We start from the raw sequence: 14,709 nt of genomic DNA on the forward strand, positions 1-14,709 counted from the left end.
GGGGCCGGTGGCAGAAGCAGGTGCGCGCCACCACCGGCACCACCATTAGCGCCACAGCAACACCAGTCAACCCCCGCATCTCCCGAGGCCCCGACCATGCAGGACGCACCGCTCAAACCCTTCCGCTTCGCCGACGCCGCCCGCATGGTGCGCGCCGGCGTGCCGGTGGCGATGGTCACCATCGTCGAGGTCAAGGGCTCGGCGCCGCGCGAGGCCGGCATCCGCATGCTGGTCAGCGCCGACGACCTGGTCGGCACCATCGGCGGTGGTCACCTGGAGTGGCGCGGCATGGATATCGCCCGCGAGATGCTGGTGCGCGGCGAGCCACGCCGGATCGAGCGCATTCCCCTGGGTCCGGCGCTGGGACAGTGCTGTGGCGGCGTGGTGCAGCTGGCGTTCGAGGTGCTTGGCGAAGCCGACCTGGCGTGGCTGGATGCCGTGGAGCGGAAGTTCGCGGCCCACTGCTCGCTGCAGCGGCACGTTCCAGCGCACGGCGCGGTCACGTTTGCCGACAGCCGCGCCGTGCTCCCCGGCGTGGACCTGCAGCCCGACGGCAGCTGGACCGACACGCTGGTGCCCGACACCATGCATGTGGTGCTGTTCGGCGCCGGCCATGTCGGCCATGCGCTGGTCAAGGTGCTGGCCACGCTGCCGTGCCGCGTGCACTGGGTCGACGAGCGCGACACGCTGTTCCCCGGCGGCCTGCCCGACAATGTCGAGGCCGAGGCCAGCGACACGCCCGAGGCCGTGGTCGCGCAGGCGCCGGCGGGCAGCTACTTCCTGGTGATGACGCACAGCCATGCGCTCGACCAGACCCTGTGCGAGGAAATCCTCAAGCGCACCGATTTCGCCTACTTCGGCCTGATCGGCTCCAAGACCAAGCGCGCGCGCTTTGAACACCGCATGGCCGAGCACGGCATCGACCCGGCCCGGTTTGCGGAAATGACATGCCCCATGGGGGTTCCCGGGATCACCGACAAGGCTCCGGCTATGATTGCGGTTGCCATCGTCGCCCAGCTGCTCCAGGTCCGCGAACAGCGCCTTGCCGCGCTGCGTGCGGGCCGCACGGAGGCGGTGCATCCCTGAACCCGTGCCGCCGGCATTGCCGGCCGGCACAGAAAAGCCCAGAAACGAGGCCCCCATGACCATCGATGCCGCGCTCGCGGAACAGATCCGCCGCACCCCCAAGGCCGAACTGCATGTGCATATCGAAGGCACGCTCGAGCCGGAACTGATCTTCCGGCTGGCGCAGCGCAACCAGGTGGCGCTGCCCTACCCCAGCGTCGACGCGCTGCGCGCCGCCTACGCCTTCACCGACCTGCAGTCGTTCCTGGACATCTACTACGCCGGCGCCAGCGTGCTGCTGACCGAGGAAGATTTCTTCGACATGACCATGGACTACGTCAAGCGCGCCGTCGCCGACAACGTCCGCCACGCCGAGATCTTCTTCGATCCGCAGACCCACACCGCGCGCGGCGTGCCGATCGGCGTGGTGATCGACGGCATTGCCGATGCGCTGGCCCAGGCCCGCACCGAGTACGACTTCTCGAGCAGCCTGATCCTGTGCTTCCTGCGCCATCTGTCGGAGGAAGACGCGTTCGCCACGCTGGAAGCGGCGCTGCCCTACCGCGACCGCTTCGTCGGCGTCGGGCTCGATTCGTCGGAAAAAGGCAACCCGCCCGAGAAATTCGCGCGCGTGTTCGCCCGGGCGCGCGAGCTCGGCCTGCACCTGGTGGCCCACGCGGGCGAGGAAGGCCCGGCGCAGTATGTGACCGATGCGCTCGACCTCCTGAAGGCCGAGCGCATCGACCACGGCGTGCGCGCCATCGACGATCCCGCGCTGGTCGAGCGCCTGGCGCGCGAGCGCGTGGCGCTGACGGTGTGCCCGCTGTCGAACGTCAAGCTCAAGGTCTACCCCGACCTGCGCGACCACCCGCTCAAGCGCATGCTCGATGCGGGCGTGGCGATCACCCTGCATTCGGACGACCCGGCCTACTTCGGCGGTTATATGAATGCGAACTGGGAAGCCACCTTCGACGCGCTGCCGCTGGACGCGGCCGACGCGCACAAGCTCGCCCGCAACAGTTTTGAAGCGGCCTTCCTGCCTGCCATGCAGAAGGCCGAGTTCCTGGCGGAAGTCGACCACTTCTGGTCCGCCCCGCCCAAGTCCCCGCCCGCGACGGCCCCCGCGGCCTGAGCACGGCGCACGCCAATAACCCGGCCTGCTGCTCGCACCACGCGGTGCCGCGCGGGCCGGCCACGAGAGACAAACCATGACGACCCACCCCACCACTGACTCCCGTACCCGTGCCATTCGCGGCCGCGTGCTGCATTTCCTGCGCGACCCGCAATTCCATGAGGACGCGTATCAGTATTGGGACGACGGGGTGCTGATCGTCACCGACGGGCGCATCGCCGCCGCCGGCGACTACGCGCAGCTGGCGGCGCGCATCCCGGCCGGCGCCGAGGTCGTCGACCACCGCGGCAAGCTGATCGTGCCCGGCTTTATCGACACCCACGTGCACTTCCCGCAGACCGATATGATCGCGTCGCCGTCGCCGGGCCTGCTGCACTGGCTCGACACCTACACCTTCCCCGAAGAGCGCCGCTTCGCCGATCCCGACTACGCGCGCGGCGTGGCCGGCTTCTTCACCGAGGAACTGCTGCGCAACGGCACCACCAGCGCGGTGGTCTGGAGCACGGTGCACAAGGCCTCGGCCGACGCGCTCTTCGCCGAAAGCGAGGCGCGCAACCTGCGCATGGTCACCGGCAAGGTGATGATGGACCGCAACTGTCCCGAATTCCTGCGCGACACCGCCGAAAGCGGCGCCCGGGATTCGGCCGACCTGCTGTCGCGCTGGCATAACAAGGGACGCCTGTCGTACGCGATCACGCCGCGCTTCGCCCCGACCTCGACCGAGGCGCAGCTGGCCGCCTGCGGCGAGCTGGCGCGCGCCTATCCGGACGCCTTTATCCAGACCCACGTGGCGGAGAACCGCGACGAGGTCAAATGGGTGGCCGAGCTGTTCCCGGACGCGCGCAGCTACCTCGACGTCTACGACCGCTACGGCCTGCTGCGCCCGGGCGCAATGTACGGCCACGCCATCTACCTGGACCAGGACGACCGCCGCCGGCTGGCCGACAGCGGCGCCGCGGTGGCGCACTGCCCGACTTCCAACCTGTTCCTGGGCAGCGGCTTCTATGACTTCCACCAGTCCGATGCCAACCGCCTGAACGTGACGCTGGCCACCGACGTGGGCGGCGGCACCTCGTTCTCGATGTTGCGCACCATGAACGCCGCACACAAGGTGGCGCGCATGGGCGGCTACTACCTGACCGCGCTGCGCATGTTCTACCTGGCTACCCGCGCCGCGGCGGAGGCGCTGGGCTGGACCGGCCGCGTCGGCAGCTTCAGCGAAGGCTGCGAGGCCGACTTCATCGTGCTCGATCCGAAGGCCACGCCGCTGATCGCACGTCGCAGCAACCGCTCGGAAACGCTGGAAGAAGAGCTGTTCGCCTTTGCCATGCTGGGCGACGACCGCGTCATCGACAGCGTCTACGTGATGGGCGAGGCGGCAAGCGTCCCGGCCGTCTGATCCGCCACACGCCTTCACCCCGTTGCCCGCCGCGCTGCGGCGGGCACTTCCCTTACCGCTTCCGCCATCCCACCGGCTTGACGACCGTCAAGACTGCCCTCGACAAAGCCTTCTAACCTTGCGGTTCCGCCGCGGCCCGTCTGTCTTGCCGCGCACCCATACCCATCGACCGCAATCAGAAGGTTCTGCATGACCGCCTCTCACACCGCAGATTCCCCCGCCGCGCATGCCGCCCCGCCGGCCCGCGCGCGCCCCCAGGCCCCGCATGACGCGCCCCTGCCTGAACCGATCGCAGCGGATGCGCCGCTGCCCTCGCGCAAGATCATCCGCGGCTGGCTGATCCCGCTCGGCCAGCGCAGCACGCCGCGCGCGCTGATGCTGTTCGCCTTCGATTACCTGCTGTTCGGCGCCGTGCTGGCCGGCGTGGTGCTGGCGCCGCACTGGGCCGCCAAGCTGGCGCTGGGCGTGCTGGCGGGGCTGGTGATCGCACGCCTGTTTATCATCGGCCACGACGCCTGCCACCAGAGCCTGACCCCGCGCCGCGGCCTGAACAAGTGGCTGGGCCGGCTGACCTTCCTGCCGTCGCTGACGCCGTACAGCCTGTGGGAAGTCGGCCACAACGTGGTCCACCATGGCTACACCAACCTGAAGGGCTTCGACTTCGTCTGGGCGCCCTATTCGCTCGAAGAATTCAACGCGTTGCCGCGCTGGCGCCGCGTGATGGAGCGCATCTACCGCACCGGCTTCGGGCCGGGGCTGTATTACCTGGTCGAGATCTGGTGGTGCAAGCTGTTCTTCCCCAACAAGCGCCAGATGGCCACGCGCCGTCCGATCTTTACCGGCGACTGCGTGCTGGTGGCCGCGTTCGGGCTGGCATGGATCGGCGCGCTGGCGGCGCTGGCGCTGGCCACGCAGCAGTCCGTGTGGATGCTGATCGGCGCCGGCTTCGTGCTGCCCTTCCTGGTGTGGAACGTCACCGTCGGCTTCGTGCTGTACGTGCACCACACCCACACCAGTGTCGCCTGGTACGACACCAAGACGATGTGGGCCCGGGCCCAGCCGTTCGTCTCGACCACCGTGCACCTGCGCTTCCGCCACGGCATCGGCGCGGCGCTGCACCACATCATGGAACACACCGCGCACCACGTCGACATGAGCGTGCCGCTGTATCGCCTCAAGCGCGCGCAGGCACTGCTGGAACACGCGCTGCCGGGCCGCATCATCATCGAGAACTTCTCGTGGCGCTGGTATTTCGACACCGCGCGCCGCTGCAAGCTCTACGACTTCAAGGCGCTGTGCTGGACCGATTTCCGCGGCCGCCAGACCAGCGACAACGCGCCGGTACCGGCCTGATCGCGGTGCCGACCGCGGCGGTGGTGGACGATCCACCGCCGCCGCGGTTATAATCGCCGCTTCCATTGGGGAGTAGCCGCCCTGCTCTCACCGCGCCGCGCTATGCGGACTCCGGGGGACAGGGGCGTACGTCAACAGACTTGACCGCTTGCGGTTATGGCGTGCGCAGCTCCGGACCCGCCTGGCCTGCTGGCCCAGGCAGCGTCCCTGCCTGGCGAGACCGATGACCATCCCTTTCTGGCCGGGCCGGGAAAGGGTTGCGTCATTGGCATCTCGCGATGCATTGCGGCCCGGTTACCCCACAAGACCAATATGGAAGCCTTCCTCGTCTCCACAGGCATCGTCGCCCTCGCAGAAATGGGCGACAAGACGCAATTGCTGTCGCTGGTACTGGCCGCGCGCTACCGCAAGCCGGTGCCCATCATCCTCGGCATCCTGATCGCCACGCTGTTCAACCACGGCTTTGCCGGCGCGCTCGGCGGCTGGATCACGCACGTGGTCGGCGAGAGCCTGCTGCGCTGGATCCTGGGCCTCGGCTTTATCGCGATGGCCGCATGGATGCTGATCCCCGACAAGCTCGACGACGCCGAGCAGGCGCGGCCCGTCAAGGGCTTTATCGGCATCCTCGGCACCACGCTGGTCGCCTTCTTCTTTGCCGAGATGGGGGACAAGACCCAGATTGCCACGGTGGCGCTGGCGGCGCGCTTCAGTGATGCCGTGCTGGCGGTGGTCATGGGCACGACCTTCGGCATGATGATCGCCAATGCGCCGGCTGTCTTGCTGGGCGACAGGTTTGCCAACAAGATGCCGATCGGGCTGGTGCACAAGATTGCGGCGGGGATTTTTCTGGTGTTGGGGGGGTTGGTGTTGGTGAAGGTTGGGGGGTGATTTGGTTGGTGGTCGCTTTTGGTGACATGCTGTCGGCTGTTGAACCGCTTGGTTCCGCCCTGCTGGGCGGGTCACTTTTTGTCCGAGCGACAAAAAGTAACCAAAAAGCGCGTTTACTGCCCTGCGGGCGGCATGTCTTATCGTAGTGTGCGCTGGGTTCTCGTACGGGGCTACGCTTCCTCACAAAGCTGGACTGCCTGCCGCAGGGGTGCACCACGGTGGCAGGGGCGTTGAAGTGTTGGTTGAACGAGCCCAGAGCGCGGAGTGGCCCCTGCTGCCGGCCCTGTCGTAGGAACGCCTACGGCTGCGCCGCGCGCCGGCAGCATCGCAGGCCAAGGGCACTGGCACGGAACGCATCGCTGCACTCGCTTGACTACCGAACGTGCCCATTGCCACTGGTTTTCTCCCCTCTCCCGCTTGCGGGAGAGGGGCGGGGGAGAGGGCCGGCGCATCGACGAAGTCCAGCGTCCGAACCCATGCACGCCCCGACGTCGCTACGCTCGCTTGGCGCTGACGGGCGATGGGCTTGGCTGGCGAGCGAAATCGCACAACCATTTGGCTGCGCTGCGTGCACACGCTGAAAGCCCGTCGGCAACAGCCTGCGCAGGCCGCAGGCGTCCCCGCGATACCGCCGCCCGCAGATTGCCGAGCCGGGTCACCGACCTGCAGCGCCAAGCGAGCGCAGCGAGGCGGTCCGAGCCAGAGCCCCTGACCTACGATACTGCCGGCGCGCAGCGCAGCCGAAGGCGTTCCTACGATAAGGCCCGCAGCAGGCTGCCACTGTCCGCTCTGGGCTCGTTCAAACACCACTCCAACGCCCCTGCCACCGTAGTGCACCCCTGCGGCAGGCAGTCTAGCTATGTGAGGAAGCAAAGCCCCGTACGAAAACGCCCAGGCACACTACGATAAGACATGCCGCCCGCAGGGCAGAAAACGCGCTTTTTGGTTACTTTTTGGCGCTCGGCCAAAAAGTGACCCGCCCAGGAGGGCGGAACCAAGCGGTTCAACAGCCGACAGCATGTCACCAATAGCGACCAGCCAAACAAAAAACACCAATAAAAAAAACGGGACACATAGGCCCCGTCCAAACCCTCGCCGGTCCGGTAAAAACGGTTGCCAACTACTCAACCCTCCGGACCGTCGATCACCGATGCTCGGATTTCGCGGGCCGACCCTGCAAGAGCAAGCGCCGGCCCCAATGCTTTTCAACTCAAGCCACGATCAATTCGTCGTCTTGGCACCGCCTTCAAACCACTGCCCCAGCAGGGCCCGTTCGTCGTCGGTGATCTGCGTCACGTTGCCCAGCGGCATCGCCTTCTGCTGCACCGCCTGCTGGTAGATCAGCTGGGCATGCGCCTTGATGTCCTCGGGCGTCTCGAGCTTGATGCCCTTGGCCGCGGTCGGCATCATCTTCGGCTGCTCGGCGTGGCACTGCACGCAGCGCGCGTTCATCACTTCCTGCACCTTGGCAAAGCTGACGGCCGCAGCGGCCTCGCCTTCGGCCTTGGCCACGGCCGGACGCGGTTGCGGCGCGATCATCACCGCCACCACGCCCAGCGCGGCAACGCCGGCGGCGGGCCACAGCACGTTGATCTTGCCCTTGTGCTTCAGGATGAAGAACTGGCGGATCAGCACGCCCGACAGCATGATCAGGATCAGCACCACCCAGTTGTACTTGTGGGCGTAGGTCATGCTGTAGTGGTTCGACAGCATCGCGAACAGCACCGGCAGCGTGAAGTAGGTGTTGTGCACGCTGCGCTGCTTGCCGCGCTTGCCGTGGATCGGGTCGACCGGCTGGCCGGCCTTCAGCGCCGCGACCACCTTGCGCTGGCCCGGGATGATCCACGCCAGCACGTTGGCGCTCATGATCGTCGCGATCATCGCGCCGGTCAGCAGAAACGCCGCGCGGCCCGAGAAGATATGGCACGCAACGTAGGCCGCCGCCGCGATGTAGATCGCGACCAGGATGCCGACCAGGCGGTCGTTCTTGTTGAACAGGCGGCAGATGCTGTCATAAACGATCCAGCCGATCAGCAGGTACGACACCGCGAAGCCGACCGCCGCGCCGGGCGACATGTCGAACACGTTCTTGTCGATCAGGAACGTGCTGGCGTTGAACAGGTACAGCACCACCAGCAGCGCAAAGCCGCTCATCCAGGTCGAATACGACTCCCAGTAGAACCAGTGCAGGTTCTCCGGCAGCGACTTGGGCGCGGTCAGGTACTTCTGCGGGTTGTAGAAGCCGCCGCCGTGCACGGCCCACAGCTCGCCGTCGACACCCTTTTCCTTCAGGTCCGGCGCGGTGGGCTTGGTCAGGCTGTTGTCCAGCCACACGAAATAGAACGAAGAGCCGATCCATGCGATGGCGGTGATGACGTGCACCCACCGCAGCAGCATATTGGCCCAGTCGAGGATATAGCCTTCCATGTCTTGTCTCCTGTTTTCCCTATGCCACCGCTTCAGCTGCCGCGGTAGGTCGAGTACGACCAGGGCGAAACCAGGAGGGGCACGTGGTAGTGCGCGTTGACGTCGGCAATGCCGAAGCGCAGCGGCACCACGTCCAGGAAGGCCGGTTCGGGCAGCTTCACGCCCTGGGCGCGGAAATAGTCGCCGGCGGCGAATTCCAGTTCGTACACGCCCGCGGCAAGGTCGGCGCCCTCCAGCAGCGGCTGGTCGCAGCGGCCGTCGTGGTTGGTGACCACGGTCTTGAGGGTTTCGCGACGATTGTCGACAATTTTATGGAGAGTAATCGACATGCCCTGCCCGGGCGTGCCCGCAGCAGTGTCGAGAACATGGGTGGTCAAGCGTCCCATCGTATTTGTCCTTTTGCGATTGGGTTGTGAGGGGCGCCGCTGCCTTCACTAGCACCATGTGTGGGAATGGTGCCCGCTCGGTACGTCTGGTAACGCATCCCGGCGCTGGGTTGGTGCGTGGCGACAATGCGCCTGCACTTCCCCGTTGGCAATTCAGGGATTACCCTGAGTTGTCGAAAACCTGAGTTGGTTTTGTTGACAATATTGGGGCCGCAACCAAATAATTGTCAACAATTTTTGGATCACCGTAGCCTGATGTCCAGGATTCACGGTGCCCTGCCCGACCTGCTGGTGCCACGATGTCCAAGAGCCTGAAGCTGATTGCCGCCAACGCCGAATCCAAGGCCCACGCCGAAGCCGGCGAGCCGACCGAGATCCCGGGCAAGCCCGCCAAGCCCGCGCGCAAGGGCTCGGTCGAAGAGCGCATGTACCACGAGATCTACGACGCGATCATGGAGCACCGGCTGCCGCCGCGCACCAAGCTCACCGAGCATTCGCTTTGCGAGATCTATGCCACCGCGCGCCACACCGTGCGCAAGGTGCTGTCGCACCTGGCCGCGGACGGCATGGTCGACCTCGAGCCCAACCGCGGCGCCTTTATCGCCAGCCCGTCCACCGACGAAGCGCACGACATGTTCGAGCTGCGCCAGATGCTGGAGCGCGCGGTGCTGGAAAAGCTGGCCGGCATGCCCGACGTCAAGGCCGTGATCGCGCCGCTGCGCCAGATGGTGGCCAATGAGCGCCAGGCCTTCCTGACGCACGACCGCCCGAAGTGGATCCGCCTGTCCGCCGAATTCCACACCGCGCTGGCCGAACTGTCGGGCAATGCGCTGCTGGTCAACATGATGCGCCGCCTGGTGTCGCGCACCACGCTGATGATCGCCAGCGTGGAAGCGCCGGGCAACAACGCCTGCTCGTTCGACGAGCACGAAGAGATCCTCGACGCCCTGGAACAGGGCAATGCCGCACTGGCCCAGTCGCGCATGGCGCACCACCTCGGCGCCTGCGCCGACCGCGTGCAGCCGGACGAACCGGGCAGCTTCGATCTTCGCAGCGTACTAGGCCGCTCCACCTAGCACGGTGTTCCCGTCACGCCCCCGCAAGAAGAAGGCAGCAGGCCCGTCGCCAGTACCGCGCCCAGGCAGTGCAAACGAGAGCGCGGCGACGGCGGGCCCATAACAATCTATCCAAACTGCCGGCACGGACGTGGCGTTCCCATCAAACCAAAGGAGAGGAGACGCACCAATGAATTCCGCAAGCACCACGGTCCCGACGGACCTCACCAACGAGCGTTTGCCTTCCGGGCGCCTGCTCGCGCTCGGGTTGCAGCACGTTCTGGTGATGTACGCCGGCACGGTTGCCGTGCCACTGATCGTCGGTGGCGCGCTCAAGCTGCCCAAGGACCAGCTGGCGTTCCTGATCAACGCCGACCTGTTCGCCGCCGGCCTGGCCACGCTGATCCAGGCCATCGGCTTCTGGAAATTCGGCATCCGCCTGCCGGTGATGATGGGCGTGACCTTCGCCTCGGTGGCGCCGATGATCGCCATCGGCACCGATCCCAACGTCGGCCTGCTCGGCATCTACGGCGCGGTGATTGCGTCAGGGATCTTCGGCATCCTGATCTCGCCGATGATGGGACGCATGCTCGGCCTGTTTCCGCCGGTGGTGACCGGCACGGTGATCACGCTGATCGGCGTGTCGCTGATGCGCGTCGCCATCAACTGGTCGGCCGGCGGCCAGCCCACTACGCGCGCGGTCATCGACGGCGTCGCCAAGGAAGTGCCCAACCTCGCCTATGGCGACCTGGCCAACCTCGGCATCGCGGGCCTGACGCTGGTCATCATCCTGCTGCTGACCAAGTACGGCCGCGGCCTGGTGGCCAACTGCGCGGTGCTGCTGGGCATTATCGCCGGCACGCTGGTGGCGATGGCGCTGGGCAAGGTGTCGTTCGAAGGCCTCGATGAAGCCAGCTTCGTCGCCGTCATCACGCCGCTGCACTTCGGCATGCCGACCTTCGAAGTGACCGCGATCCTGTCGATGTGCATCGTCATGCTGATCACGCTGGTGGAGTCGACCGGCATGTTCCTGGCGCTGTCGGACATCACCGGCAAGAAGCTGAGCAACGAAGACCTGACCCGCGGCCTGCGCGCAGATGGCCTGGGCACGGTGATCGGCGGCATCTTCAACACCTTCCCCTACACCTCGTTCTCGCAGAACGTGGGCCTGGTGACGGTGACCGGCGTGCGCTCGCGCTACGTCGCCGCGGCCGGCGGCATCATCCTGATCGCCTTCGGCCTGTTCCCCAAGATGGCGCACGTGGTCGCCTCGGTGCCGCAGTTCGTGCTGGGCGGCGCCGGCATCGTGATGTTCGGCATGGTCGCTGCCACCGGCATCCGCATCCTGGGCTCGTGCGATTTCAACCGCAACCGCCACAACCTGTTTATCGTCGCCATCTCGATCGGCTTCGGCATGATCCCGACGCTGGCGCCGACGTTCTTCCAGTACCTGCCCAAGTGGACCAGCCCGTTCACCCACAGCGGCATCGTGCTCGGCACGATCGTCGCCGTGACGCTGAACCTGTTCTACAACGGCATCCAGTCGCGCGAAGAGGCCATGCGCAACGCCGCGGCCAACTCGCACGGCACCGAGTAATCGAAGTACCGGCAACGCGGGGCCGGTCCGCAAGCATCCGGCCCTGAAGCAGACCGGCGCCGCCGCCGGGCACGACTGGCATGTTGATTGCATGACGGTCGGCGCCTGCGGCGGGACGGCGGTGCCGGGTGGTTTTCCTGAAGCAAGCAACGACACATGACCAACGATAACTATCCACGCGATCTCATCGGTTATGGCGCCCGCCCGCCGCACGCCCGCTGGCCGGGCGGCGCGCGCGTGGCGCTGCAGTTCGTCCTCAACTATGAAGAAGGCGGCGAAAACTGCGTGCTGCACGGCGACGCCGCGTCCGAGCAGTTCCTCTCCGAGATCGTCGGCGCCGCGGCCTACCCCGACCGCCACATGAGCATGGAGGGCATCTACGAATACGGCTCGCGCGCCGGCGTCTGGCGCATCCTGCGCGAGTTCGAACAGCGCGGCCTGCCGCTGACCATCTTCGGCGTGTCGATGGCGCTGCAGCGCCATCCGGAACTGACGCGCGCCTTCGTCGAACTCGGCCACGAGATCGCCTGCCACGGCTGGCGCTGGATCCACTACCAGAACATCGACGAAGCCACCGAGCGCGAGCACATGCGCATCGGCATGCAGATCATCAAGGAGCTGACCGGCGAGCTGCCGCTGGGCTGGTACACCGGCCGCGACAGCCCCAACACGCGCCGGCTGGTGGTCGAGCACGGCGGCTTCCTCTATGACTCGGACTATTACGGCGACGACCTGCCGTTCTGGACCGAGGTCGAAGTCACCGGCGGCGAGAAGAAGCCGCACCTGGTGGTGCCGTACACGCTGGACTCGAACGACATGCGCTTCGCCACGCCGCAGGGCTTCAATACCGGCGAACAGTTCTTCCAGTACCTGAAGGATGCGTTCGACGTGCTGTACGCGGAAGGCGACCCCGGCGGCCAGGACAGCCCCAAGATGCTGTCGGTCGGCATGCACTGCCGCCTGCTCGGCCGCCCCGGCCGCTTCCGCGCGCTGCAGCGTTTCCTCGACTACGTGCAGGGGCACGACAAGGTGTGGATCTGCCGCCGTGTCGATATCGCCCGGCACTGGGCCGCAACCCACCCCTACACTCCCCGGAACCAAGCATGAGCCAGACCTACACCATCGCCCAACTCAACACCATGCCGGTCGCGGAATTCGTGCAGGTGCTGGGCGGCATCTACGAACACTCGCCCTGGTTTGCCGAGACCGCCGCCGCGCAACGGCCCTTCGCCGACGGCGCCGCGCTGGCGCAGGCGCTGCGCCAGGCGGTCGATGAAGCCGGCGAAGCGGCCCAGCTCAAGCTGGTGCGTGCCCACCCGGAGCTGGCCGGCAAGGCCGCGGTGCGCGGCGAGCTGACTGCCGAATCCACGCGCGAACAGAGCGGCGCCGGCCTGAACCAGTGCACGCCTGAGGAATTCGATCGCCTGCAGTCGCTCAACGCGGCGTACAACCAGAAGTTCGGCTTTCCGTTCATCCTGGCGGTGCGCGGCTACGACCGCCACGGCATCATCGCCGAGTTCGCGCGCCGCATTGAAAACACGCCGCAGCAAGAGTTGCAAACTTGCATCAACCAGATCCATCGCATTGCACAGTTCCGTCTCGACGACTTAGTATCCGCCTGAGCAAAAAAGCGTCACCTGTATAACAAAAAAACGCTGTACCCCGATGCCGCCGGCCTCCCATGCAACACCACACCGAGCCTCGGCCAGGCGGCACGAATAAAAGCGCAAAGACATGACAAGAACCCGTCAGGGACCCAGTACACAACGTTCCAAGCAGGATCAAAACCACGGAGGTCTAACAATGCAGAAGCAGTACAAGCCGGCGCTCAAGCTGGCGGCGGTAGCGGCTACCCTTTTTTCCGGCGCGGCCATGGCCCAGTCCAGCGTCACGCTGTACGGCCAGGCTGACATGTTCGTCGGCGGCGTGAAGAGCCCGGGCTCGGGCGAGCGCGCCTGGGTGGCCAATTCGGGCGGCATGCAGACGTCTTACTGGGGCATCAAGGGCACCGAAGACCTCGGCGGCGGCACCAAGGCCATCTTCGACCTGAACGGCTTCTTCCGCACCGACGCCGGCCGCAGCGGCCGCTTCGAAGGCGATTCGATGTTCAGCCGCAACGCCTATGTCGGCCTGCAGAACGACAAGGCCGGCACCATCAAGCTGGGCCGCAACACCACCCCGTACTTCATCTCGACCATCCTGTTCAACCCGCTGGTCGACTCGTACGTGTTCTCGCCGACCATCTTCCACACCTATTTCGGCGCAAGCAGCGGTGCCGTCGTCGATCCGGGCATCATCGGCGATTCGGGCTGGAACAACTCCGTGGTGTACAGCACGCCGAACTTCGGCGGCCTGACCGCCAACTTCATCTACGGCTTCGGCGAGCAGCCGGGTGCCGCGGGCAAGCAGAAGTTCGGCGGCAACGTGCTGTACTTCAACGGCCCGTTCGCCGCGACCGTGGCCTACCAGCAGGTGCGCTTCAACAACGTGCCGACCGACTTGTCCGACATCGGCCTGTCGCGCCAGGACGCCGCGCAGATCGGCCTGTCCTATGACTTCAAGGTGGTCAAGCTGTTCGCGCAGGGCCAGTACATCAAGACCCGCGCCACCACCGCGCCGTCGGGCGACATCAAGCACATCGACGGCCAGTTCGGCGCTTCGGTGCCGATCGGCGCCGGCAACCTGCTGGCTTCGTACGCCTACGGCAAGGTCGACAACTCGCTGGGCGACTTCAAGCGCAATACCTTTGCCGTCGCCTACGACTACAACCTGTCCAAGCGCACCGACGTGTACGCCGCCTACTACTACGACAAGATCACCGGCATCGAGCACGGCGACACCTTCGGCGTCGGCGTGCGCCACAAGTTCTGATGCACTGAGCGAGCGCGTCACCGGCAGCACTGGAGCCCGCCTTTCGGCGGGCTTTTTTCATGGCCCGCCAAGCGCATCGCGCGCCACCGGCGCACCGTCGGCATGCTGCGCTGCGCCACGCCAGCGGCGGATGAGAAACTGGCGCTCCATAGGCGGATTCAATTGGATTGGCCCCGGCGCGCTTCCTAGATTGGTGTTCCAGGCCTCAAAAACCAATGACAGCGAGGTGACACATGCGGCGATACGCGAAGACCCGGTCTGAACTGATGGCCATCCTGAACCAGTGCCTCGACAACAACCCCGAGTGCGGCGAGTGCGAGCTGCACGCGGTGCGAATGCACCAGCCTGACCATACCGGTTGCAACTGGAGCGCCGAGGTCGATTTCCCGCAGGAGTCCGTCGACAACCTGGGCCACCAGCTCGCAGCGGCAAAATCGATCATCGTAGTCATGCGCGAGCAGTACAACGTGCTGCAATAAGCACCATGCCCACCGCCCCTGGCCGCGCGAATGCGGCGGGGCAACAAACAAAAGGCC

Annotated in this window: 13 protein-coding genes and 1 riboswitch; of the genes, 11 read left to right on the top strand and 2 right to left on the bottom strand. The window is 66.0% G+C overall.

The genetic code is table 11. The features are described 5' to 3' along the window. Positions 1 to 96: 96 nt before the first annotated feature. The 5 genes from xdhC to LIN44_RS13175 all read left to right on the top strand — a co-directional run bounded on the left by xdhC (position 97) and on the right by LIN44_RS13175 (position 5,837). Complete coding sequence (gene xdhC, locus LIN44_RS13155; protein WP_227312446.1) at positions 97 to 1,086, top strand: xanthine dehydrogenase accessory protein XdhC; 990 nt, start codon at positions 97 to 99, stop codon at positions 1,084 to 1,086. Positions 1,087 to 1,141: 55 nt separating this feature from the next. Continuing rightward, on the top strand, positions 1,142 to 2,197 hold the full coding sequence (locus LIN44_RS13160) for an adenosine deaminase (protein WP_227312447.1): 1,056 nt from the start codon (positions 1,142 to 1,144) through the stop codon (positions 2,195 to 2,197). Positions 2,198 to 2,273: 76 nt separating this feature from the next. Beyond that, positions 2,274 to 3,596 carry a guanine deaminase gene (gene guaD / locus LIN44_RS13165; protein WP_227312448.1) on the top strand — a complete coding sequence of 441 codons (1,323 nt, stop codon included), beginning with the start codon at positions 2,274 to 2,276 and terminating at the stop codon, positions 3,594 to 3,596. A gap of 189 nt (positions 3,597 to 3,785) precedes the next feature. Beyond that, on the top strand, positions 3,786 to 4,949 hold the full coding sequence (locus LIN44_RS13170) for a fatty acid desaturase (RefSeq protein WP_227312449.1): 1,164 nt from the start codon (positions 3,786 to 3,788) through the stop codon (positions 4,947 to 4,949). Positions 4,950 to 4,998: 49 nt separating this feature from the next. Beyond that, positions 4,999 to 5,233, top strand: a riboswitch (yybP-ykoY riboswitch). Between the two features lie 28 nt (positions 5,234 to 5,261). Next, positions 5,262 to 5,837, top strand: coding sequence for a TMEM165/GDT1 family protein (locus LIN44_RS13175; RefSeq protein ID WP_227312450.1), 576 nt, complete (start codon positions 5,262 to 5,264; stop codon positions 5,835 to 5,837). A 1,221-nt stretch (positions 5,838 to 7,058) separates the two neighbouring features. Here LIN44_RS13175 and LIN44_RS13180 read toward each other — a convergent pair. Together LIN44_RS13180 and uraH are read right to left on the bottom strand one after the other, a co-directional pair. Then, positions 7,059 to 8,264, bottom strand: coding sequence for a urate hydroxylase PuuD (locus LIN44_RS13180; RefSeq protein WP_227312451.1), 1,206 nt, complete (start codon positions 8,262 to 8,264; stop codon positions 7,059 to 7,061). A 32-nt stretch (positions 8,265 to 8,296) separates the two neighbouring features. Next, complete coding sequence (uraH, locus tag LIN44_RS13185) at positions 8,297 to 8,650, bottom strand: hydroxyisourate hydrolase (RefSeq protein ID WP_012352291.1); 354 nt, start codon at positions 8,648 to 8,650, stop codon at positions 8,297 to 8,299. Positions 8,651 to 8,949: 299 nt separating this feature from the next. On the opposite strand from uraH, the gene LIN44_RS13190 reads away from it, so the two are divergent. The 6 genes from LIN44_RS13190 (at position 8,950) to LIN44_RS13215 (ending at position 14,652) form a co-directional block, all read left to right on the top strand. After that, entirely contained in the window at positions 8,950 to 9,726 is a 777-nt protein-coding gene (locus LIN44_RS13190; RefSeq protein WP_227312452.1) for a GntR family transcriptional regulator, read from the top strand. Between the two features lie 169 nt (positions 9,727 to 9,895). Further along, positions 9,896 to 11,302, top strand: coding sequence for a nucleobase:cation symporter-2 family protein (locus tag LIN44_RS13195; protein WP_227312453.1), 1,407 nt, complete (start codon positions 9,896 to 9,898; stop codon positions 11,300 to 11,302). Positions 11,303 to 11,458: 156 nt separating this feature from the next. After that, entirely contained in the window at positions 11,459 to 12,409 is a 951-nt protein-coding gene (gene puuE / locus LIN44_RS13200) for an allantoinase PuuE (protein ID WP_227312454.1), read from the top strand. Next, positions 12,406 to 12,924: a 2-oxo-4-hydroxy-4-carboxy-5-ureidoimidazoline decarboxylase gene (gene uraD / locus LIN44_RS13205; RefSeq protein ID WP_092308361.1), complete on the top strand. Its 519-nt coding sequence runs from the start codon at positions 12,406 to 12,408 to the stop codon at positions 12,922 to 12,924. The genes puuE and uraD overlap by 4 nt, the downstream gene beginning before the upstream one ends. Before the next feature lie 181 nt (positions 12,925 to 13,105). Next, the gene (locus LIN44_RS13210) at positions 13,106 to 14,173 is read left to right on the top strand and encodes a porin (protein ID WP_227312455.1); all 1,068 of its coding nucleotides are present in this window, start codon (positions 13,106 to 13,108) and stop codon (positions 14,171 to 14,173) included. A gap of 233 nt (positions 14,174 to 14,406) precedes the next feature. Then, a complete protein-coding gene (locus tag LIN44_RS13215; RefSeq protein ID WP_012352285.1) occupies positions 14,407 to 14,652 on the top strand; it encodes a hypothetical protein in 246 nt (81 codons plus the stop codon). Positions 14,653 to 14,709: the final 57 nt, after the last annotated feature.

Source organism: Cupriavidus sp. MP-37, assembly GCF_020618415.1.
Taxonomy (GTDB): domain Bacteria; phylum Pseudomonadota; class Gammaproteobacteria; order Burkholderiales; family Burkholderiaceae; genus Cupriavidus.

Excerpts from the sequence above, each read along its gene's own strand:
- uraH (WP_012352291.1), bottom strand. The coding sequence starts at position 8,650 with ATGGGACGCTTGACCACCCATGTTCTCGACACTGCTGCGGGCACGCCC.
- LIN44_RS13190 (WP_227312452.1), top strand. The coding sequence starts at position 8,950 with ATGTCCAAGAGCCTGAAGCTGATTGCCGCCAACGCCGAATCCAAGGCC.
- LIN44_RS13160 (WP_227312447.1), top strand. The coding sequence starts at position 1,142 with ATGACCATCGATGCCGCGCTCGCGGAACAGATCCGCCGCACCCCCAAG.
- xdhC (WP_227312446.1), top strand. The coding sequence starts at position 97 with ATGCAGGACGCACCGCTCAAACCCTTCCGCTTCGCCGACGCCGCCCGC.
- LIN44_RS13180 (WP_227312451.1), bottom strand. The coding sequence starts at position 8,264 with ATGGAAGGCTATATCCTCGACTGGGCCAATATGCTGCTGCGGTGGGTG.
- puuE (WP_227312454.1), top strand. The coding sequence starts at position 11,459 with ATGACCAACGATAACTATCCACGCGATCTCATCGGTTATGGCGCCCGC.
- uraD (WP_092308361.1), top strand. The coding sequence starts at position 12,406 with ATGAGCCAGACCTACACCATCGCCCAACTCAACACCATGCCGGTCGCG.
- LIN44_RS13195 (WP_227312453.1), top strand. The coding sequence starts at position 9,896 with ATGAATTCCGCAAGCACCACGGTCCCGACGGACCTCACCAACGAGCGT.
- LIN44_RS13215 (WP_012352285.1), top strand. The coding sequence starts at position 14,407 with ATGCGGCGATACGCGAAGACCCGGTCTGAACTGATGGCCATCCTGAAC.
- LIN44_RS13175 (WP_227312450.1), top strand. The coding sequence starts at position 5,262 with ATGGAAGCCTTCCTCGTCTCCACAGGCATCGTCGCCCTCGCAGAAATG.
- guaD (WP_227312448.1), top strand. The coding sequence starts at position 2,274 with ATGACGACCCACCCCACCACTGACTCCCGTACCCGTGCCATTCGCGGC.
- LIN44_RS13210 (WP_227312455.1), top strand. The coding sequence starts at position 13,106 with ATGCAGAAGCAGTACAAGCCGGCGCTCAAGCTGGCGGCGGTAGCGGCT.
- LIN44_RS13170 (WP_227312449.1), top strand. The coding sequence starts at position 3,786 with ATGACCGCCTCTCACACCGCAGATTCCCCCGCCGCGCATGCCGCCCCG.